Raw genomic sequence first — 20190 nt, 5'->3', positions numbered from 1 at the left:
TGCTTCAGTTTTAAACTCTTCAGGATAACGCTTACCGCTCATGGGCACCTCTCTTTAAGTCATCTTAAATGACTCTGAGGTGTCTGTTAAACGCGTGGCGATTCATTGCTCTATTAAAGTTATACATATATCTAGTGCCACTTTTCCAAAAAAAATGACCCTATGGAACTTTGTCCATAGTGACACTTTTATAAAAAGTGACCCTATGACGACATTACATAGGGTCACTTTTCAAACATAAGTGACCCTATGTGAGGCATTCATAGGGTCACTTTTCTTTGTTTAGTGATCCTATGTAAGCATGAGGTTGATGAAAAGTAAAAATGTCAGTTTATGACGGTCAGTGAAAGACGTCGTTATTCTAATCCAACGTTGGGAGGGGCTGGATTTAGGTTTTTTTTTAATCGCTTCACATTTCGTTAGCATGCGCAGGAATTTTTGATAAAATTCTGGTTAGTTTGGTTAAAAAGTGTTACAAGTAAGCGGTGTGGTTGAAGGGATAGATTTAAGGCTTATTCAAGCCTTAAGAAAATACTAAAAGTTACTTTTCACCCTACCGAACACCTAACAAAAAATCCATGTTGAAGATTTGAACAATTGTAATGGCGCAAGGACAATCAGCACATGTCAGAATCTGATAATTTAACTCGTAGCTTACTCGGTAAACTTTTCCGCACTGAGATTTCGCTTATTCGTAGTTACCGTGCATTTTTAATGTTATTGCCTGTGCATGGATCTTCTGCATATCAAACTGGGACTCCTCTTCTCCAGCGTCGCCTATTTGGGAAAGGATTTAGTACAGCCGCTGATTTAGCTTTTGAAGTGGAAACACGTCCAGGTAGTTTTTTGGTTCCGCGTACACTCGGAAAGGAAATTACATGGGAGAGGTTTTTTTCTGCGGTCTTGGACGGTGATTCCAATGTAATTCGTGAATATGATACAAATGATATTGACTATGGTATTTACGATGCCGGTGAAAAAGTGACTTTTCTGAATGGTACAGTGGATATCTATAATCCCAAGAAGATTCATGAGTTGCGTTCTAAATGTGTTGATATACAGAATGACTACTTTATGCAGGTGTTCTTTATCTCAATGCTCGCACCAGAGTTTGTAAGTATTTTCTTTGGTTTAAAACCAACTACAGCTGATGCTATTAAAGACATTGGTTATTCATCGTTAAAAACAATTAACGATGTCGTTCTTTTCCCACGTACAATTGCTTTCTCACAAGGGCATATTGAAGAGAGTGTTTCACTTAAAACGAAAGTTTTTGCCTGGGCTTATGAATTGTCTGCTGACATCCGGTTAGGAAAAGTTAGTGATGATTTGATGGAACTATTACGTTATGACACTATGTTCACCAGTCACCGTCAGGATGTGTTCAACACTTTAACAAATAAAGTTATGTTAAAGGATTATTGATATGGCAAAGGTCGATCAAACAAAAGCTAATGCTCTATTGCGAGCAGCAAGAACTATGTCGCTTGGGGCAAATAAAAATACAATACGAATTTTGTACGGTAATCATGTTGCTGAAAATATCGATTTTGAGCCTGGTGCAAAAACAAAACTCAAAAAAGGTATCCGGGGCTGGAGCAAACGCACAGATAACCGCCGAGCCTTTTCTGCTGTTATTGATGTCGCAGTTAACTATTTTGGTTTTGATCCAATAAATCCGGAAGCGAGTTTTCGGCAAATTGACTTCAACCGAATAATGAGTGTCCTTCATAATCTGGGATACTTTGTATGCGCACCGGAAGTTAATAAAATAATAGAAATCCTTACTTCTATGAAAGAAATTGAAGAACTAGGTGCCTGCGAAAAATGTAAACGCCCATACATTGTGCCAGTGACAAATGATGCTCATTGTCCACGTTGCAGATTATCTTCAACTGCTTCAGCCATAGAGAGGTATTCTCAAGAAGAATTAGATTAAATTTAAAAAAGATATCGCGAAACTTGCCTTGTCTGAATCTAAATATTGACTTAAGTCAAATTCTGTTGTTTGCTTTACAATCAAATATTAGTTACAACTTAAATATCAACTCTTGACAAGTAAAGATATAATTTGATTTTTCTTTATTCAGTTTTTCTTCGTTCCAAAAATGTGCACCTTTTTTTCTGTTGAAAACGTAAAACTACTTAGGTTCTCAAAACCTTCTATGCATGACGACTTCTTAATCGCTTTCAATTAATATATTTTATATTCTTGTCTAAGTTCGCTTCTTTGATCCTTAGCTATTCCTTTTTTGAAATATAGAAACAGCATTACTTGTGATGATTTTTTTCAGCTCTAAATACACCTGTTTTCAAAGCAATATTTGCTTTTAGATATTCGATAAAACCATGTTTTTGTTACACCGGATTTTTGACAACGTGCAAGATGGATGATCTTTCCATCACCGAGACTATCTTCTTAGTCAGCACTCCTTTTCCGTCCTTTTCAACATAAAAACGACCATGCTATACGAGCTCTAACCTTTTTTTTGTATGCCATCATAACCGCATCAGAAAAGGAGAACGGTCTATGACTCGTATTGCATTAGCGCCTTCAAAGATGGTTTTGCTTATGTCTTTGGTAATTACTGGTGCCCACGCCAGCCCTGAGCAACCCCTAATAAAAGATACGCCCTTTGTATCTGGCCAGGCTTATAAGAAGGGTTTCTTCTGGTATGACGATCCTGCTAAAAAAAGCGAAGCTGAAGAAGAAGAGGTTTTGCCACCAACCGGTGCTGCTAGCTCTCCTTCAAAAGAGGAAATGGTAGATTTAAATTCAAAATGGCTAAAAGAGAATATGCCTCGACTGTTAACGCAGGCAATGGATAACCCTACCGCAGAAAATCTATCACGTTATTACACGGCGCAAAGGTTAATGCTGGATATCAGTACGCGTTTTTCTGACAAATCAAAAGATTATTTTCTTAAAAACCCGATGATGTCTGAAAAACGCAGGCAACCAGTGGAAAAGGTGGCACTGGATGCTCACCGCACTGTTGTTGAAAAAAATCAGCAAACGGTAATGAAAGATATCTTTACTAAGTCAGGTTTATTTTTCTTTTTCCAGAGTACTTGCCAGTTTTGCCACGAAGAAAGCCAAATACTTCAATTTATGCAGAACTATTATTCGGTAGATATTCTTCCAATCAGTATGGATGGAAGGCCATTGCATAATGGCCTTTTTCAGGATTTTAACATCCCCAACGCACAAATTATTGATCAATTTAAAATTCGAGAGGTACCTACAATTTTCCTGGTTTCAAAGGATGGGACATCAGCTCAGCGCATTAGTGAAGGCATGATCTCCGCTGATGAATTAAAGAACACTATTATACTTGCCGCGAAGGGCATGAATCTGATCGATGACGCTTCGTTCCAGTCAACTCTAGATATTAAAAGGCAATATACCATCGGCGATGATGGCGTTATTACCGTTAATAAATCCGAAATGGAATCAGACCCATTCCTACTTCAAAAAATAATGGACCAAAAACTCGAAGGCTATGACATGCCTACGGCCGATCCGGTCAATTATCTCAATGCTGGCGGCAGTTTTGGAGGCACTTATGCGCAGTAATGCCGTTTTCAACTTCAAAAAGTTACTTTTGTCTCTTTCTGTTTGTGCTGCAATTTTAGCCCCGACTGCAAATGCAGACAACGCAATGCGTAACATTTTCAATGGCATGATGACGTCTACCAGCCCGGCCACCTTTTCCACAGCAACCCGTACAGGCATAGTTGGCGGGTCAATGTCTTACCGAACAACAAACGTTAATACCAACCTTGTTTCCATGTCGTTTCCAAAAGCTTCTGTCGGTTGTAACGGTATTGACGTTTTTCTTGGGTCCTTCAGCATGATCAACGGGGACCAGCTTGTGCAGGTGGCCCGTGGTATTGCCCAGGGTGCGGCTATCTATGCTTTTAACGTTGCTGTTTCAGCTATTTGTGCTGACTGTGCTGCAACGATTAATGACATCCAAAACAAACTGCAAGCGCTAAATAAATTTGCGAAAGATTCATGCAATGCAACTTACTCTTTCCTTTCTGAAAACGTGGGTACGCCAAGCCAGTTCGCTAACTCAGTTAGCTCTGGACCAGCCTCAATTCTGGGATCGATTAATGGTCTTATTCCTGATTTTGGCTCATCGATGACAAAGTCACCTGAAGCTGTCACTTCTCAGGTTAAAGCAAAGGATCCCGAAGAGTTCGCTGAAAAATTCAGTGGTAACCTCTTCTATATGTCGTTCATGGATATTGATAAGGGAACGATGAACATCGGAGGGGTAACGGAGTTATCCGGTTATAAACTGGCAGAACAACTTATGTCTCTCGTAGGTACTGTCATTATCAACTGGGATAGCAAAGGCGAAAAAGCGGGAATGGAAGTCCGCCCGTCTACCATGACTGTCACGGATTACATCATGGGGCCACCAGCTGGCGGATCAATTAAAATGCTCAAGTGTTCTCCGGCACCAGATCCATCATCCCCACGAAAGGCTCAGTGCCTTGTCATGTCAGAAGTTAATGACGGTGGTTTTAAGGGATTGAAGGATACCATTTCTGATCTTCTTTTAAACGTACAGAAAAAAATCATCAACGACGTTCGTGTTTCAGATGATGAATTACGCATTATCTCCTATATCGGCATCCCGACCATTATCGACTCTTTGCAAACATTCGAAGCACCGGAAGGGTACGCATACATTCAGGACATCAGCACTATTGCTGCGACGAGCCTCGTAATCAACATGTTGCGCCAGGTTGAGGCCAAAATTTCAACCATGAGCATACCGAGTGAGTCGCTGTCGGGTAAAAGGGATGATCTCAACCGATTAACAGACAATCTCTCAAAACAGGTTAAAGCCGCCTATGAGCTATCGCACAGCCAGGTCGGTACCAGCTCGGACGTCATTTCAACCTGGGATAACCGTCGCCTGCAACGGAAGGCTTTCACTGAAAGTATTCGTGGCACACGTAACTGAGGTCTGACATGGATTACAACATATATACCCTGGGTGATATTGATTTTGTCTGGTCGGCTTTTACCGGTATTGCCCTGATCTTTTCTCAATATACTGGTGTAAAAGAGTTCCTGACCACGGCCGCCGTTGTAGCAGGTGTGAGCCTATTCTATAAAACGTGGCTATGGCTTCAGGCTCCGACCAAAAATGAATTACCGTTTTTCTCCTGGTTTTTGGGGTTGATCCTTTTCATGATGGCAATGGTTCGAGTGGATGTAACTATTGAATCTGTAAAGTCGGGAGAGGTCAGAAACGTCGACGGAATTCCAATTTTTATTGCTGCGATGGCAACCGTCACCACTAACTTAAGCCAGGGTTTGCTGAAGGATTATAAAACAGCGTTTGATCCGCTTTCTCCGGTGGACCTGTCTGCAACAACTCTGGACGATGACATCACCCTCGGTCCGATGATCCGATTCGTGAAGTTTTTGCAATGGGGCGGCGATAGCCAGGGCTACTGTTCCGCATTTCCTGAACCGGCCAGCGGGCTAGGGCCAATGAACGTATGTGCTACCGTTCAGTCTCTTGCATACAACTGCCTGAAGGCTACCCAAAACTCAAGCGCAAATATTGCCGGTAAAGAAACTATTTTTAACGATATTTTCTCAGCTAATCTGGCAGATAGCATGGACCGGATTAATCAGGCGATGAAAGGCGCACTGAAGAATGCCTCTGCCAGTATTGTTGGCGCTAACGGTTCAAAATCTGGTACGTGTGATGAGGTCTGGTCAACTGTGAAACAGGTTACCAGTACAGCTGAAGCTCGCCAGACTATTTCCCTTATAGGACAGACAAACGGCATCCTTACTCCAGACGAAGCAAATGGTGCACCTACCGGCGCAAGCTTTACTGATGTTATGGCGTCAGCAAATGGTATGTACGGTAAGGCTATTGGTTCGTATGACGCCACCCTGAACCTGTTCATTATGAATGAGCTCAGAAATGGCGCAAGCAAATATAAGACCCCACTCGGTCTGGCTTCCGATATGCAGTTGTTTGAGGCTTCTCTGAAGCGAACCAACACAATGGCTTCACAGGGCCAGTTGTGGTTACAACTGTCGGGAGCAGCAATCGCATTCCTTGAAATGTTTGCTTATATGGTTGCTCCATTTGCTTTGCTTATGCTGCTGGCGTTAGGTGGTAATGGTGTTGCCGCTGCGGCGAAATATTTGCAACTTATCCTCTTCGTGAATATGTGGCCGCTTACGGCAGTAATGGTCAACGCGTATGTGAAGAAAGTCGCGACGGCCGACTTGGATACCTGGAGCACCCTCAACAGCCAGAATAATGCCGTCACGTGGATGGGACTCCCAGGGCTTGCGGAAACATACAGTTCATACCTGTCTGTTGCTTCCGCCCTCTATGCTCTGATTCCGGTACTCACATTATTCCTGATGACACAGTCGATTCACCCGATGATGAATGCGGTTAAGGGAGTGACCCCCGATGCGCCGGTGGATACTGGTCATGTAACGCCCAAAGTATGGGATGGCCCTAACAGCGGTAAATCTTCATTTGGTGACGTGACACGAACCGCCTTAACCAGTACCGGTCAGGGATACAGCGATGGCGGCGCAGTTGATTCAAGTAATTTCCGTCTTGGAATGTGGAATGCTGGTTCAAGTATCGCTAACAGCCAGGGACAAGGATCAGCTGTAACCTCATCAGTTATGAGTGCGGCAAGTAATTCATTCCAGGCTGGTTACAGTCAGATGAGCGAAATTGGAAGGTCAGGACAGTCGAGCCAGCAGTTCTCAACCAACCTGCAAACAATGAAGCAGATCTCGGATAAGATTGGTGCCTCTGTAGCAGAAGGTATTGCAACGAAACATGGGGTGAGTGCGTCTCAGATGGCCAGCATTGCTTCAAATGTTATTCTCAACGCTGGGCTTAATGGAGGTGTTGGAACTGGCAATGGAGCCGGGCTGAAAGCGGCTGTAGCAGGGCAATTGAGTAGCGGTGCATCTAAGACCAATACAGGCAGTGACTCGCTTTCAAATGACCTTTCAAAAGCAATCACGAATCAGCTTAGCCAGGATTCTGCGTTAACTGACCAGTTCAGTAAAGCGGCGTCTCAGGTAAGCAGCGATCAGATATCCAATACTAATGCGTTTAAAGAAGCATCGTCGAAAATGAACCAGGCGACACAGACGATGGCGCAAAATATTTCTACATCGGTTTCGACTAACGCAAGCTCCAATAGTGGAATGAGCCTTGATTCTAAACAAAGCATTAACCTGGACAGGTTCTCCGATTCTATTCGCAACAAAAACTTCAGTGATGATGATGTAAGGAATTTTGCTCGTAAGAATGGGCTGGATGAGAATGCGTTTATGGAGAAATTCAACTCCTATAACGATACCTTCAAGGCCAGTAATCAGCTTGGATCGCAGCTTCAACGTACTGACGCGCTTGTGGCTGCAACCCGAGATTTCAGTGAGCAAAAAATTGCGATTGATACCGCCCGGGGAGAGACGGCCGAAAGTAATAAACAGGATCTCCGTGAAACCTCCAGCCTGCTTAAAAGTCTGGTTTCCGACTTCGGTGGTAATGCACAGCAGCTGCTACCTATCACCAATCAGCTCGACAGAATTTCAGGTGACGGGTCAGGAATTAATACTATCACTCAGGCACAGGATAGAACTCCTGACAGCGTAAATACGTCTGGCGTGATGAGTGCGTCACGCGTAGGGGAACTGGGTGGAAGTGTAGATTCGCAGGCTAAACTCGGTCTTTCCTCCAACGCTCAGGACGCGACACAGCATGTCCCTGGAAAAAGTGAAGCTGGCTTTACTCCGTATAACCTTGATAACGCGGGCAAAGGCGATATTCAGGGAATACATAACAACAACGTGGGCCGCACTTATTCTGATGAAGAAAGGAATGTGCTTAATTCTCTCGAAAAGAATGGACCTGTACTGAATAATCAGGGTGTAGAGAAAGTCGTCAATTCGGGTCAGGATGTCAGAAATGCAGAAGGCACATTTAACGATCTGGAAAAGGTTGGAGGTCGGGTGGTTGGTGATGGAATGGATCAACGAGCCACTGCTTTGAACAGTATGTATCAGAGCGGGCAAGTTCGTGGCTTATCTAATAACACTGATAACTACTTTAGTCGTGTTGCCAACAACCCGAACTTAAGCCGGGACGATAAGCGAGCTGAATTGGCACAGCAAGCTGTCTTTACCTATGGTGCCAGCACCATGGCTACCGGTGCCGAAAGAGAGCAGCTCAAAGCGGATACCCAGAAGATCCTTAATGAACTGGGTAACTATAACGTTAACTGGAGTATGAATGACGTTAAGAGCATCCATAGCAGTTTCAACACTCATAACAGAGCTGATGGTTCACTTGAGTCAGTCGTACGGGCAAACCTGGGAGAAGGTGGGTCGGGCGGTGGTCTCGTTGGTAACCGCACTCAGACCGTCACAGATCGCTTGGTTGGGGAAAAGATAGAGGCCAACACTGAGCGGGGCGCGATTTCTGGTGCGCTACTCGGGGGCCAGCAATTTGTTTCGGATACGCTAACCAGCGTTGGGGCGAAACCGGTAAATGAGATGCTTACGGGAGCGGGCATCCTTCAAACCCAGACATCGATAGCAAATGATGCCTCTAACCCTGCAAATATGCCTGATTCTCTCCAGGGTAAAGTCCTTAATCACATGCAGATGTCTGATGGCGTCGCAGCTGTAAGTGACCGGTATCAGAGTATTAGCAGCGACGGCGTTTCGACTTATGCGAATGCAGCGCAGAACTCTGAAAGGGCTATCCGGCAGCAATTGACGGATGACCCACGCTTTGGGCCTCAGAAAGCAGATGAATTCATTCAGTACATGAAGTCAGAGCTGAGCAACACAAATGAGCCTTACCAGTCACGTGTCGATAAAGCGGATCAGTGGCTTAATGAAAATAAAAAATAAGGGAGGTTGAATATAACCTCCTGAAATGACTATCAATAGATTGTAAATTACTGCTAAACAATTAAGGCCGCAAAGTATGTGTTTGCGGCCTTTTTTTCAGAAGTACCGCTCTTGCGGAACATTCAACTGACGGTTTGAATCAGTGAAGACAAAAATCTATCAAACTCTGTATGAGATTCAATAACATAATCAGTAGATGCTTTGTCTCTTATCTGAAAGCAGTCGTCTGCAAAACTATAAGCGAAAAGTGACATGCCATCTTCTCCGATTAACACCTTATCAGTGAGATTTGGGTCAACGTAGATTTCATTGTCTCGTGCTTCAAAGTTGCGTATGTAAATATTTGACCACAATAGATTTTCGTTCTCTGCCTGAACAAGGTTATAAAACGTAAGTCCGTTGTACTCAAAACCATCCATAGCATTAAACACTTGGGCATAATCAAGCCTGGTTTTAATGAGTTTCTGTATATCTATATAGGCGCTCTTTTTGTGATCTGCCCACTCCACTGGAGGCGGATTGCAGATTAAGTCTTTCAAGACTTCCGGGGCTACCGGGCTGGCTAAAGGGTAGTGATCTGCAACCATCAACCTCTTTAAGCTGCTGAGTAGTTGAGTTAAATCTTTCATGAGCGCCTCTTACTTTCCTACCGGGTAGATAACACCGTTCGGCGATGGCCATAGAACTTTGGTGCTTGAATTATACGGTAGATCCTTCGTAATGATGGATTGTGCTTTCGACAGTGCTGAATGGTATGGTGAATTCTGAATAAGTACCAGGTTGTCTATAGCGTTTGTGCCACCATCATCAAGAGGGATCTTGTGGTGAACCTGCCACCCAGAGGGGACCTTGCCTGTTGCAAGTTTCATCAAATCGTTAGGTTCAAACGTAGCCAGGGCATCTGGGTGGTCTGAAAGTGATTTAAGGAAGTTAGGGCGTACAGTATTGTTGAATTGTCCACGGAGAGCTAAATATTCAGCTCTGTCTCGGCGCATGTAGTTCAATTCGCTAACATTCATATCATCGAGCAAAACGTGTGCTTTTTTGTACTTGCCGAGATAACTTGTCAATTCATCCGCAGACCTTGGATTTCGGATAACCAGAAGTGAAGCCGCTGCAACCAGCATACCTGAAGTTGTTTCGTTCAATACCTGGTCATAGCCTTCAACAGCTTCGCCGCCAAGTTGTTCAGCCGTATGTCGAAATCCCTCCACATTTCCATTATAAAGCCCGCCAGCTGCGAGAAGACGACCAGCCGCTTTGGAATTAATGGTTTTTGTTGATTGGGCGTGCTGTGCTGGTGTCGTTGATCGAACGTAATACCCCGGGCGTTTCAACTGACGAGAGATGATATCGCGCAGACGGGTAAAGAGGGACAGGGGCAGGTCATTGCGTAGGTTGCCATTTGATATAACCCCCGGCCCGGCATTGCCGGTTATGTCTTTTCTAAGCAGAACGATCTTACCGTATCTGATGTCGTCAAGCGTATCGCGGTAAGCGAGCCAGGGGCGTTGATGGTGGAACTGGTGATACCGGCTGACAAACTGTGTATATCCCTGCGGTAAATTCCATTCCTGAATAATCCGGTTTGGCAGGGCGGTATCTTCGAGGTCATGTACCGCCGTGGCCGGATGTATGATGTGGGGAATATCCTCAAGGTATATGTCATCCAGTGACTTAGCCTGACAGTGATGCAGCATAATGTCCCTTTCTTGTCGAATTCATATGAGACATTATTGCGTATGGTATAAAACAATCAATCCTAAAGTGGATGGGCGTACGAGATCAGCAGTGACAGGGTAAAAGGAAAGTTACTTTGTTCATCAGCGTCCCATGAGCTGATGGTACCTTGCGTTAAGAGCTGCAAGGTCAGATTCGGTGAGGCCCGTGTAATAATCGGTTTTGTGCAAATGCGGATAACCGGCCGGAAATAATGATTCGTCGTCATCAAGGCAGATAAATGCTTTAACTCGATGTGAAAAGACAAAGTCCTCACACTCGGCAGCCCGCACACCAGTCTGTCCGTGTTTTAAATATACCGAACCGGTTGCACCTATGATTTTGTCTCTATAAGGCACCCGGAACAGAGATTTCAGATAACTTGTATTAGCGCACTCACGCCATGAGCTGGAGATAACAATCACCATGGCAGGGCAGTTATCCAGCAATTTCTCTAACAGTGGCATTCGCTCAAAGGTTTCATTTTTACACCTGTGGCAAACCCCATCGAAATCTAAGAAAAGCACGACATGCGAATCAGGGAGAGGGGCCCATAAACCAGCTGTTGTTTCTTCATGAACACATACTTCTTCATGATGAGGGTTTTTCTGGATCAAGAAAGAAGAGAGAATCTTAAATAAATTTCTTGCAGAAGAAGACAATATATTACTCCTGAGTCAGTGTGAAATATTTGTGGTGGTTTACCCAAGCCACTCGATGATCTTCTGTAATATCGGGTTGTATTTATTTAACAACAGGAGTCGGGTTTTGCTCCGGGACATTTTTAGCTATATGGCCATTGTATCGAGGAGGTTGCTGGGTCCATTGATAAAGCTCACCCATCCCGTTACGCTGCTGGATCCGGCGATTGTACTTTACCATGAAGTTAAATATGTACTTTGCACGTACCTTTGGGGTTTTGCTGTTGTAATCTGCAATCCCTTCAAACACATTGCCCTTGCGATCAACAATTTTTCTATAGAGCCACCATGTTCCAACCCAGAAACTTGCGCAAGCATCGTAAGCCAGAACCCGCCACGTTACCGTCGGGAAATGCTTTTTTATTTCAGGTAGATTGGATGAGTTGATCTGCATTGGGCCAATATCATAAGTGCCGTTAGTATTCCTGCTGAAAGTACCAACCTTACCGCCTTCATTGTCAAACAACGTAAAAACCAGTTCAGCATCAATTCCGAAGTAGCGGGCGGCATCCGTAATGCACTGAGTGTAAATCTCATCAGGAACGGGAATAGGTTTCACATCATCTGCTGGTGGTGTAAACACAACGATTTCTCCACTGAATCTACGTTTTATCTATTCTCCCATATATCTATCGACTTTCTTTCGGCTTTACCCGTTGATTTAAGCGTTTAAGCAAAATTCTGGAATTTTGGGGCGTGATAATATTAGTGCTCGATTTAAGGAGCGGAAATGAAAAAAATTATTAAGGCATCGGTATTACTTCTTTCATTAAGTACCGCCTTCACGATGAATGCCGAGCCGGTTAATACAATGGTACTGCCAGATGCAGCCCGGGATAAGCTCAAAGCCATTGGGCTTTCAATCGAGCACGTCGAACCCTCGCCAGTAAAAGATATTTTTACGGTGATTTCCAGGGAGGGGGTAAGTTACGTGAGCAAAGACGGAGATTACATTTTTACCGGAAGCTTATTCCACGTGAAAGGTAAAGATGTGGTAAACACCACTGAGCAGGCCATTTTAATGGGCGTCCGGGAATTCGCATCCAAAACAAAATCCATCGACTACAAATCACCAAACGAAAAATACCGGCTTGCTATCTTTACCGATATAACCTGTGGATACTGCCAAAAACTGCATCATGATCTGAAGTCTTATCTTGATGCCGGTATTTCGATTAAGTTTCTTGCATTCCCACGTGCAGGACTGAACTCGGTAGTAGCCGGGAACATGGCCAAAATCTGGTGTTCAGCAAAGCCAAACGAAGCTCTGGATGCAGCGATGAATCCGGTTTCAACTATCCCGGAAGGACGTCCTGATGAGGCTTGCTTAAACATTATCAAATCGCATTTCCAGGTGGCCTCAACAATCCCGCTGCAAGGTACTCCTACCATGGTGACACTAAGCGGCAAACCGCAGTTATTTACGGGGTGGCTGAGCCCGGAAAACCTGGTGACCCAAATGGGCGCTGCGCAAAAGTAACTTTTCCGACTGTAAGAGGTGTGTATGAAATCTACTTTACTGAGTACGTTAATGCTGGTTGCTGTAGGTGTACAGCCCGTTTTCGCTGCACAATGTCAGTACGGAGCCTGTGGAACGGAAAACGATCCCGGAATCGGATTTCTGATGTCATCGGTACAAATGGATAAAGGTGAACATCTAAAGGAACTCTCTGGTGTTGCGACCACAGGTGACACCATCTCTAAAAAGATGGAAAGCTACCTGGGAAATAAAAAGCTCAAGGTAAACACCGACAGTACCCGCAAGGGGCCGGGTAATACCACCATCAGGCCTACAGATGAGCTCGCCCCAACGAGGCAACTAAAAGTTATCCGGCCCGAACTGGTAAAAAATCCCGATTCGCAGCTCGTGGTAGCTTTCAATGAGCGCCTGGCCTGATTTATTGACTGAGAGCGTCCAGAAGGAAAAAAGATGTCGATACTCAGTAGCTTCGTCATCAGAGCAACGGGGATACCTGACAAAAAGTATCTCCGGGATCCCGTAATAAAACGTTGTTATAAACGTCTGAGTCGTAGGGTGCCTGCTCTAATGACGGGGTGGCTTCTGTGCATTCTGGGTTCAGGGTATGTCAGTATGGCACTGGAACAGCCTGATAGCACTGTATTACTCAGTCTGCTGCTGTTGTATGTTATGTCAGGCATTTTACTGATGCAGTTCCAGTATATGTATTCAGAGCGAAGCATAGGCTACAAGTTCTACCTGGAAGTGCTTATGAATGCAGCTGCCAGTACTCAACATAAAGAACAGTTACAGTATCTGTTCATTAATAAGCCCAATTCCATCACGATGGGCGATCTTTACCGACTTTATGATTTTAATGGGGGAGGGCGATAGCCACGTTAATGTGCGTGTCCAAAAGTCACTTTTGAACATTCTCTTCCCGCCGTCTGCTTTCAGTTCCAGGGGATCAGTGCAACATAATTTCCGGAACGCAGCGGCGCATCAAATTTATCAGTAAAGGCGTCGATCATTGCTGAATAAGCAATGCTGTCTGACGGCACAGGTGCATTGCTTTGCATACTCACTTTCAGAACCTGCTTTGCTCCTTTCGCTGACGGGTATACCTCGACATCCAGCTGTCGCATATAGTGCATCTGCGACATCGTCTCAGTGCCTATTACCCCATCGACTGGCTTGTAGTCATAGTCAGTATGCAATTCGCCATGCTTGTCAGTTCTCGTTGTCTTTTTATCTACAACGTAGCCTGTCACCCCAGTAAGAAGCTGCTCGCTATACTGCATGTTCTCCTGTGAGCTGCTGATTCGGAACCTGAGCACATAATCTGGCTGGTGAGTGGAAATAATGACTCCTTTTTTTGCTAATCCATCAGCAAAACGGCCTGAAAACATTCTGGACTGAATACTTTCGTCCGGAGGGACTATCTGAAACCTTTTATTTGTAACAGGACGAGGCATTAGATCGTACGCATCTACCTGGTTTGCGAAATGATATCCGCATCCACTCAAAAGCATTGCGGTTGTGAGTATAAAGCCCTGCCTAATCATCCTTTAATCTCCAAAAAGCATTGTTTCACGAATAATTCCGATTTACCGGGCCAGTATAATCCATCGCAGGTTAATAACTAACAGGCTGAAAAGCATAAAGGTAGCTATGTCTAAAGAATTTTATTTAAAACCGATGGCCACGATTTTAATTTCTGCGGTTATTGCTACCGCTGCCTCGGCGTTAATCACGGCAACTTATTTTAAACCGAAGGTGCTCAGTGAGGAAGAAATTGGCAAAATTGCCGCTACTTACCTGGTAAAAAATCCCCATTATTTAGTGGAAGCAGGTAAGGCGCTGGAAAATCAGAACGTGAGTGCCTCAGTGGAACGAATAATTCCATATGCGCCAGCTCTGCTGGATACCAAGGAGACGCCAAACATCGGCCCTGATGACGCCGACGTCGCGGTAATCGAGTTCTTCGACTATCAGTGTATTTACTGCATGCGGGTTACACCTGTTGTTGAATCGGTAATGAATCAGAGCAAAGATGTAAAATTCTTCTTTAAAGAATTCCCGATTTTTGCCGGTTCAAAACCTGTATCTGCCATGGGGGCCGCTACGGGTCTGCACGTCTATCAGAATTTCGGTGCTGAAGCCTATCGTAAGTACCACAACAACCTGATGGCTGTGGCTCATACCTTCATGACCTCTCAACGCAAATTCGAACTCACTGACTTTAATACTGTGGTGGAAAAGTCAGGGTTTAACAGCACGTTTTCTGACAGGGAAAAAAACCGGTATGAAAACGTGATCTCCGGCAATATGCAGCTGGGCGAAGCGCTCGGGATCACCGGCACACCCGGTTTCATCATTATGAATATGAAAAAGCCGAATGCGGCGACTACCACATTTATCCCCGGGGCTATGGACGCAGCAACTTTGCAGGGCGCAATCGAAAAAGCTCGCGGGGCCTAAAGTTACTTTCACATTTGATGAGTACGGCCATGCCGGTCATGGCCGCTACGCTTTTACAACGAGTAATTCATCCCAGCGGGTCGTATATCTCGGTGATAGCATGGCCTGCTTCATACGAAAATCCTGTTGAATGCCTTCCCCCAGTAAAAACAGAGCTCCGCGCTTTTCTTTATTGAACCGGTCCATAACTTTCATCAGTGCCTGACTGCCAGGCCTGGCCGGGCGAGTATCAAACAGGCTGAGTTGCTCTGTGCCGTCAGTCATAGCGGAGAGCATTACCCCTGCTTTCGCATACGCTATCCCGGGTCTGTAAATGCGGTTCAGGATGGTCATGGCTGCATCAACCAGATCGCGGGTGTCCTGTGTAGCGGTAAGCGGCTCGATACCACAATTGCTGTAGCGGTTTTCACCTTGCGCATAATTGCTACTCTGAATGAAGACTGTGATTTGACGGGTCCACGAGCCATCCTTGCGCAGCTGCTCTGCCGCCCGGGCGGTAAAAAATGAAACTGCCTCATGTAGCTTGCCTATCTCATTAAGGCGCTGACCAAAACTTCTGGAAACGATAATCTGTTGCCTGACAGGAGGAGACTCGTGCAGCCGGAAACATGGTTCGCCATGCAGTTCCCGCCAGGTACGCTCGATTTCAACGCCAAAGCTTTTACGTAAAAAGCGAACGTCGCTATTATAAAAATCACCGGCAGTGATGATCCCGAAAGCCGACAGGCGTTCACTAATCTTTCGACCAATACCCCATATTTCTCTGGTACTGATCAGGCTCAGGAGCTTCCTGATCCTGGCCTGATCAGTCAAAACTACAACCCCGCCTGTAGCTGCCCATCGTTTGCTCGCATAGGTGCATAATTTAGCGAGGGTTTTGGTGCTTGAACAACCCACACCACAGGTAAGGGACAGATTATGAAGAAGTGTACTTCTGATCAACCGGCCGTAATCTTCATAATCTATTATCTTGTTCATGTTTTTCAATAACATGAAATTTTCATCTATGCTATATCGACTCGATTGAGGCGCGAAGCTTTCCAGCGTTTCATGGAAGCGATTTGAGTAGTCTTCATACAAAGTAAAGTTAGAGCTCCGGACTTCGATCCGGTGTTGCTGAATCAAATCCCTGCACTTAAAAATTGGGGTCCCACGCTTAATACCAACGCTTTTAGCCAGTTTATTCATTGCAATGACGGACGAATCGTTATTGCTGGCTATGATGAGCGGCTTTTTTGACAGCTTGGGATCCATCGCACACTCAAATGCCGCATAGGCTCCGTTAATATCAACGTGCATGTACATGGCTGAACTGATTCAGTGCAAAGGTGACGACGCCCCATATCTCAAGGGATTCAGGATTTACACGTATCGGCTTATAGGCTGGATTAGAAGGCATCAAAAGCAGCTCAGGATACGTGTGTAAGATCTTTACCGTAAACTCTCCATCCACCAGCGCAACGACGATAGAGCCGTGTCGTGCTGTTAAAGACCGATCCACAACCAGTATTGCTCCATCATTGATACCGGCATTGATCATACTGAGGCCCGCCGCCCTGACAAAGAAGGTTGAGGGGCGGTTGCGGACTACATATTCATGCAAATTTAATTCATTATCTTCATGCCCGGCGCACGGACTCATCACTCCACAGCTTAGTAAATCACTGAAAAAAGGTGCCATTTCGTAAGGCTTGTTGCTAATGTGCTCAAGGATAACAGACATAGCTACACTCGAATTCTTGTACTGTATGTATAAACAGTATTGCGAGTTGAAGAGAAAAGATCAAATCTCTCCGGTAACGCTATCAAGCCTGACGAAAAATTAAGCTTTATCATAAACATCAAAAACCATCTTTTACCGATAATGGCGAGCTGGCCTACGAAGAAGGTATACAAGCTAGGATGAAAGGATTCTGATGCTCCTCCCACCAAATTTTTTATCTCCTGAAGACCAGGCTGAGTACGATGCTTATATGGCAAGGTTCAGCGAGGTAAATCACTATTATGAGCATTGCACTGTCCCCGTGATTGACTGGTTTTTTAAACAAGCAACCGAGGCGCTGCATCATGGTCTATGGTTACCGGCCTGTACGAGCTTTCTGAATGGGATCGAAACATCACTCAGGGTTACGCTGAAGTTGAAATCAACTGTTAACGTTCAGCAGTCAGTTCCTGTACTGGTGGACTTAGATGGTACGTCAGTAATGAGTAACGCTTTAATGCGAAAGGCTAAGCAGGAAGGGATGCCGATAGAATTACTGTCATTTCCAGCCGAGAAGAATATGTTGGCAAAGATAGACGCTGGTAAAAAACCTGAAGCAGATATCGTCAGGCTTAGAAATAGTCTATGCCATGGCAACATTCTGGAGTTCATTATGAGTGTTAAAGTCGGTTCTCCAGATCCCATACGAATTTTTACTCCTGGTAACTGCTGTGGTTTAGCGCTTTTACTTTCGGCCTTATCGAAGAAATGGACGGTAGGCTTGCATCAATACTGGATCGACAACAATCTGACGTCCTGCTGAAACCTCATAAATCATGCCTACTAAAGTCACGTGCAAAAAAACGTTGTAGCATGATATGTTTAAAGTCAAAACAGTGGGTTCTATGTTTTGACGGCAAACATGATATAACTAATACTTCATAAGTAGATATCAATAGTCATAATGGAGTGAACTATGAAATTAAAAAATATTCTGCTGTGTGCGATGATGTCAGTCGCTTTTGGCTCCTCTGCTAATACTACACATAAAGTTGAAAACGAACCTATCCCAAACATTATTCTTGATGGTAAGGTTGATGATATTTGTAAAGATGCAAGCATCCGAACTGAACTTAATCATGATAAAGCAAAGGAACTGGTAACCACCAACCTGAAGCAGGCATTACCATTAAATACGGTACCGGATAAGTTGGATGAAGTTGCAGAAGCCTTTGTAAACCGCGACAAAGGCGCTTCAGAAACAGCAGACCATTGCCTTGTTAATGTACGTAATAAATACTGGGAAATGTATCCCTCTGAAGATAAGTAGCATTTATTATTAAAGGCTTCACTTAAGAAGCCTTTTTTAACCCTTTGCGAAACCTGCTTTAAAAGCAATGCGCTATTCATATCTAAGAATCTATTTAATTAATGAATAATAGTGGACGGATTCATTTCTAGTGAATGCCGAAGTTGGTGTTTTTTGAGTTATTAGACGGTAAGTGCAATCTGGTATGATTCACCTAACATACGAATCTGGAAGGAAAGGTATATGGGTGACCTGGTCAGCAAAAATAACATTGACCGTTTAGAGCGATTTCATTCTTTGCTGGCGGGTCAGTACTGGACGTCCACTGACAGCATCCCTGAAGAGGGTATTGTGGCAGGGGATACGCTGCTCATTACGTCTTTGCGTTACGTTGAAGATAAGCTGCACACAGTGATTCTACGCGCCCATCCCCGCGTTTACGGTCAGACTGTAGCTATTGTCACTGAAGACAGCAGCGGCAACCGTAGGGAACGTGGCAAAGAAATGCGAGAGCATCGCTTCCTGGTTAAGGATTTTCTGTCCAGTTTTGTATTTGAACCCGACCATAAGGTAATCCGGGATGCTGAACTCAGACAAGCTCAGGAAGAAGTGAATAGCCTACAGGCATCGCTTACAGCCCTCGTGAGCGATGCTCAGGGGCTCCGTGACCTTGCGATTGAGCAATTAGGTACAGATGACCGTGAAAACCCTGTGACGGGCCTTAGCGTTGCGTTAGTGCCCCCACAAGAGCAGCAGGCGGTAACCTCACTGGCGATTGGATCAGTTCAAAATGCTCTGTCCTCTGGTATTTCAGATACCCGCATTGAACAAATCAGAGAAGCGGCCTTAAAAGAAGGGCAGATCAGCACAGCCATCAGCAAAATCATCACACAACGAACGCAGGCAATCGCTAATGCCAGCAAAAGAATGCTGCCCTATTTCGAGGAAGTTGCAGCGGCAAGTCTGGCCACTACAGAAGAAGCCATGGAATATGTGAAGAAAATCCACGATGGCGTTGGCAGTCTGGAACTGTATACCGGCAAAGACGTTGAGGTAGTGAATATCGTGAAGGGTGAATCCGCTCCATCACACCTCCCGCTCCAGGTCGTTCAGGCAAAGCTGATGGTGGATGAAGAGCTGGCCGTATGGTGCGATCTCGATAGCTGGTTCGACTTCTCTGATATGGAAAAATTTCATGAAACTTTACGAACCAGCCCCGGGCTGGTGGAGCAGATTTTTCCGTCCGAACGTTCCATCGTATGTATGGCCACAACACGACGTTATATCGATTACCGCGATCCCTGGGAAAATCATGTCCGCAATGACAGGAACCGGGTTGTATTCCTTCTGGTCCGGGACGGTCAAAATATTCATCAGGTTTACTCTTCGGTAGAAAGCCATCTTGGGGCTTCGCAGCTATTCCCTTCCGCCAGCGAACAGGAAGCACATTTCCAGGGGATTGATGGCAGCACCATAAAGTTTGAGGACGTCAGTTATACCGACCGACTGAAGCAGCATGATCTTATGGCACTTCACTACCGTCGTTTCCTGATCCTTATCTGCGGCCTCGATCACCGGCTCAAACTATTTGGTGATTTCTATGATACCAATACCCCTTACAGTTTTCTGAGCCTTGAGTTCCAGGAACGGTACTTCCAATTTCTGCACGACAAAGACGGTTCTGGCCTTTTGGGTATGGCTGAGACACGGCCGTCTCTGCAAAGTTATCTTGAACAGGCAAACTCATGCCTTCAGTCCGGATCCCGGGTAATGAATCGCCACGGATAATCTAGACACTTCCGAGCCGTTGATAATACTGGTTTTCATATTCTGTCGGTGACATCTGTTCGCTAGAACCATGCCGACGCTTACTGTTAT

19 protein-coding genes are annotated in these 20190 nt (G+C 44.8%); 12 read left to right on the top strand and 7 right to left on the bottom strand.

Annotated features, from left to right (window positions below):
• The first annotated feature begins 624 nt into the window (after window positions 1-624).
• The 5 genes from ACOTX3_RS24405 to ACOTX3_RS24385 all read left to right on the top strand — a co-directional run bounded on the left by ACOTX3_RS24405 (window position 625) and on the right by ACOTX3_RS24385 (window position 8941).
• Window positions 625-1425: a hypothetical protein gene (locus ACOTX3_RS24405; protein WP_000004208.1), complete on the top strand. Its 801-nt coding sequence runs from the start codon at window positions 625-627 to the stop codon at window positions 1423-1425.
• A 1-nt stretch (window position 1426) separates the two neighbouring features.
• Window positions 1427-1939 carry a hypothetical protein gene (locus ACOTX3_RS24400; protein WP_001140952.1) on the top strand — a complete coding sequence of 171 codons (513 nt, stop codon included), beginning with the start codon at window positions 1427-1429 and terminating at the stop codon, window positions 1937-1939.
• A gap of 591 nt (window positions 1940-2530) precedes the next feature.
• On the top strand, window positions 2531-3577 hold the full coding sequence (locus ACOTX3_RS24395; RefSeq protein WP_000196727.1) for a thioredoxin family protein: 1047 nt from the start codon (window positions 2531-2533) through the stop codon (window positions 3575-3577).
• On the top strand, window positions 3567-4982 hold the full coding sequence (trhH, locus tag ACOTX3_RS24390) for an IncHI-type conjugal transfer protein TrhH (RefSeq protein ID WP_001257292.1): 1416 nt from the start codon (window positions 3567-3569) through the stop codon (window positions 4980-4982). Before ACOTX3_RS24395 ends, trhH begins: the two co-directional genes overlap by 11 nt.
• Before the next feature lie 8 nt (window positions 4983-4990).
• Window positions 4991-8941: a conjugal transfer protein TraG N-terminal domain-containing protein gene (locus ACOTX3_RS24385; RefSeq protein ID WP_000386160.1), complete on the top strand. Its 3951-nt coding sequence runs from the start codon at window positions 4991-4993 to the stop codon at window positions 8939-8941.
• A gap of 122 nt (window positions 8942-9063) precedes the next feature.
• Here the strand turns inward: ACOTX3_RS24385 and ACOTX3_RS24380 are convergent, their stop codons facing one another.
• From ACOTX3_RS24380 to ACOTX3_RS24365, 4 genes are all read right to left on the bottom strand, one after another.
• Complete coding sequence (locus ACOTX3_RS24380; RefSeq protein WP_000654195.1) at window positions 9064-9570, bottom strand: YrhA family protein; 507 nt, start codon at window positions 9568-9570, stop codon at window positions 9064-9066.
• 9 nt (window positions 9571-9579) lie between these two features.
• Window positions 9580-10641, bottom strand: coding sequence for an HNH endonuclease signature motif containing protein (locus tag ACOTX3_RS24375; protein ID WP_000902297.1), 1062 nt, complete (start codon window positions 10639-10641; stop codon window positions 9580-9582).
• A 123-nt stretch (window positions 10642-10764) separates the two neighbouring features.
• Window positions 10765-11322, bottom strand: a complete 558-nt coding sequence (locus ACOTX3_RS24370) for an HAD domain-containing protein (RefSeq protein WP_001371950.1) — start codon at window positions 11320-11322, stop codon at window positions 10765-10767.
• Window positions 11323-11404: 82 nt separating this feature from the next.
• Window positions 11405-11944, bottom strand: a complete 540-nt coding sequence (locus ACOTX3_RS24365) for a lytic transglycosylase domain-containing protein (RefSeq protein ID WP_000494968.1) — start codon at window positions 11942-11944, stop codon at window positions 11405-11407.
• 147 nt (window positions 11945-12091) lie between these two features.
• Here ACOTX3_RS24365 and ACOTX3_RS24360 point away from each other — a divergent pair, with 147 nt between their 5' ends.
• From ACOTX3_RS24360 to ACOTX3_RS24350, 3 genes are all read left to right on the top strand, one after another.
• A complete protein-coding gene (locus tag ACOTX3_RS24360; protein ID WP_000720274.1) occupies window positions 12092-12841 on the top strand; it encodes a thioredoxin fold domain-containing protein in 750 nt (249 codons plus the stop codon).
• A gap of 24 nt (window positions 12842-12865) precedes the next feature.
• Complete coding sequence (locus ACOTX3_RS24355) at window positions 12866-13258, top strand: hypothetical protein (protein ID WP_000843243.1); 393 nt, start codon at window positions 12866-12868, stop codon at window positions 13256-13258.
• A gap of 195 nt (window positions 13259-13453) precedes the next feature.
• Complete coding sequence (locus tag ACOTX3_RS24350; protein WP_001439466.1) at window positions 13454-13714, top strand: hypothetical protein; 261 nt, start codon at window positions 13454-13456, stop codon at window positions 13712-13714.
• 59 nt (window positions 13715-13773) lie between these two features.
• Here the strand turns inward: ACOTX3_RS24350 and ACOTX3_RS24345 are convergent, their stop codons facing one another.
• Complete coding sequence (locus ACOTX3_RS24345) at window positions 13774-14121, bottom strand: hypothetical protein (protein WP_421631651.1); 348 nt, start codon at window positions 14119-14121, stop codon at window positions 13774-13776.
• A gap of 370 nt (window positions 14122-14491) precedes the next feature.
• On the opposite strand from ACOTX3_RS24345, the gene ACOTX3_RS24340 reads away from it, so the two are divergent.
• The gene (locus ACOTX3_RS24340; protein ID WP_000031378.1) at window positions 14492-15301 is read left to right on the top strand and encodes a DsbA family protein; all 810 of its coding nucleotides are present in this window, start codon (window positions 14492-14494) and stop codon (window positions 15299-15301) included.
• A 45-nt stretch (window positions 15302-15346) separates the two neighbouring features.
• Here the strand turns inward: ACOTX3_RS24340 and umuC are convergent, their stop codons facing one another.
• Together umuC and umuD are read right to left on the bottom strand one after the other, a co-directional pair.
• Window positions 15347-16600, bottom strand: a complete 1254-nt coding sequence (gene umuC, locus ACOTX3_RS24335) for a translesion error-prone DNA polymerase V subunit UmuC (RefSeq protein WP_001371894.1) — start codon at window positions 16598-16600, stop codon at window positions 15347-15349.
• Window positions 16590-17024 carry a translesion error-prone DNA polymerase V autoproteolytic subunit gene (gene umuD / locus ACOTX3_RS24330; RefSeq protein WP_000111290.1) on the bottom strand — a complete coding sequence of 145 codons (435 nt, stop codon included), beginning with the start codon at window positions 17022-17024 and terminating at the stop codon, window positions 16590-16592. The genes umuC and umuD overlap by 11 nt, the downstream gene beginning before the upstream one ends.
• 193 nt (window positions 17025-17217) lie before the next feature.
• Here umuD and ACOTX3_RS24325 point away from each other — a divergent pair, with 193 nt between their 5' ends.
• The 3 genes from ACOTX3_RS24325 (at window position 17218) to ACOTX3_RS24315 (ending at window position 20100) form a co-directional block, all read left to right on the top strand.
• Window positions 17218-17826, top strand: coding sequence for a hypothetical protein (locus tag ACOTX3_RS24325; protein WP_000926374.1), 609 nt, complete (start codon window positions 17218-17220; stop codon window positions 17824-17826).
• Between the two features lie 153 nt (window positions 17827-17979).
• Complete coding sequence (locus tag ACOTX3_RS24320; protein ID WP_000769182.1) at window positions 17980-18333, top strand: hypothetical protein; 354 nt, start codon at window positions 17980-17982, stop codon at window positions 18331-18333.
• A 222-nt stretch (window positions 18334-18555) separates the two neighbouring features.
• Window positions 18556-20100 carry a hypothetical protein gene (locus ACOTX3_RS24315; RefSeq protein ID WP_421631652.1) on the top strand — a complete coding sequence of 515 codons (1545 nt, stop codon included), beginning with the start codon at window positions 18556-18558 and terminating at the stop codon, window positions 20098-20100.
• Window positions 20101-20190 lie beyond the last annotated feature (90 nt).

The sequence above is a fragment of the Enterobacter cloacae complex sp. IR5384 genome, from assembly GCF_049237265.1.
GTDB classification, from domain to species: Bacteria; Pseudomonadota; Gammaproteobacteria; order Enterobacterales; family Enterobacteriaceae; genus Enterobacter; species Enterobacter cloacae.
The sequence above is the reverse complement of the archived record's forward strand: the minus strand, read 5'-3'. Positions and strand labels throughout refer to the sequence as shown.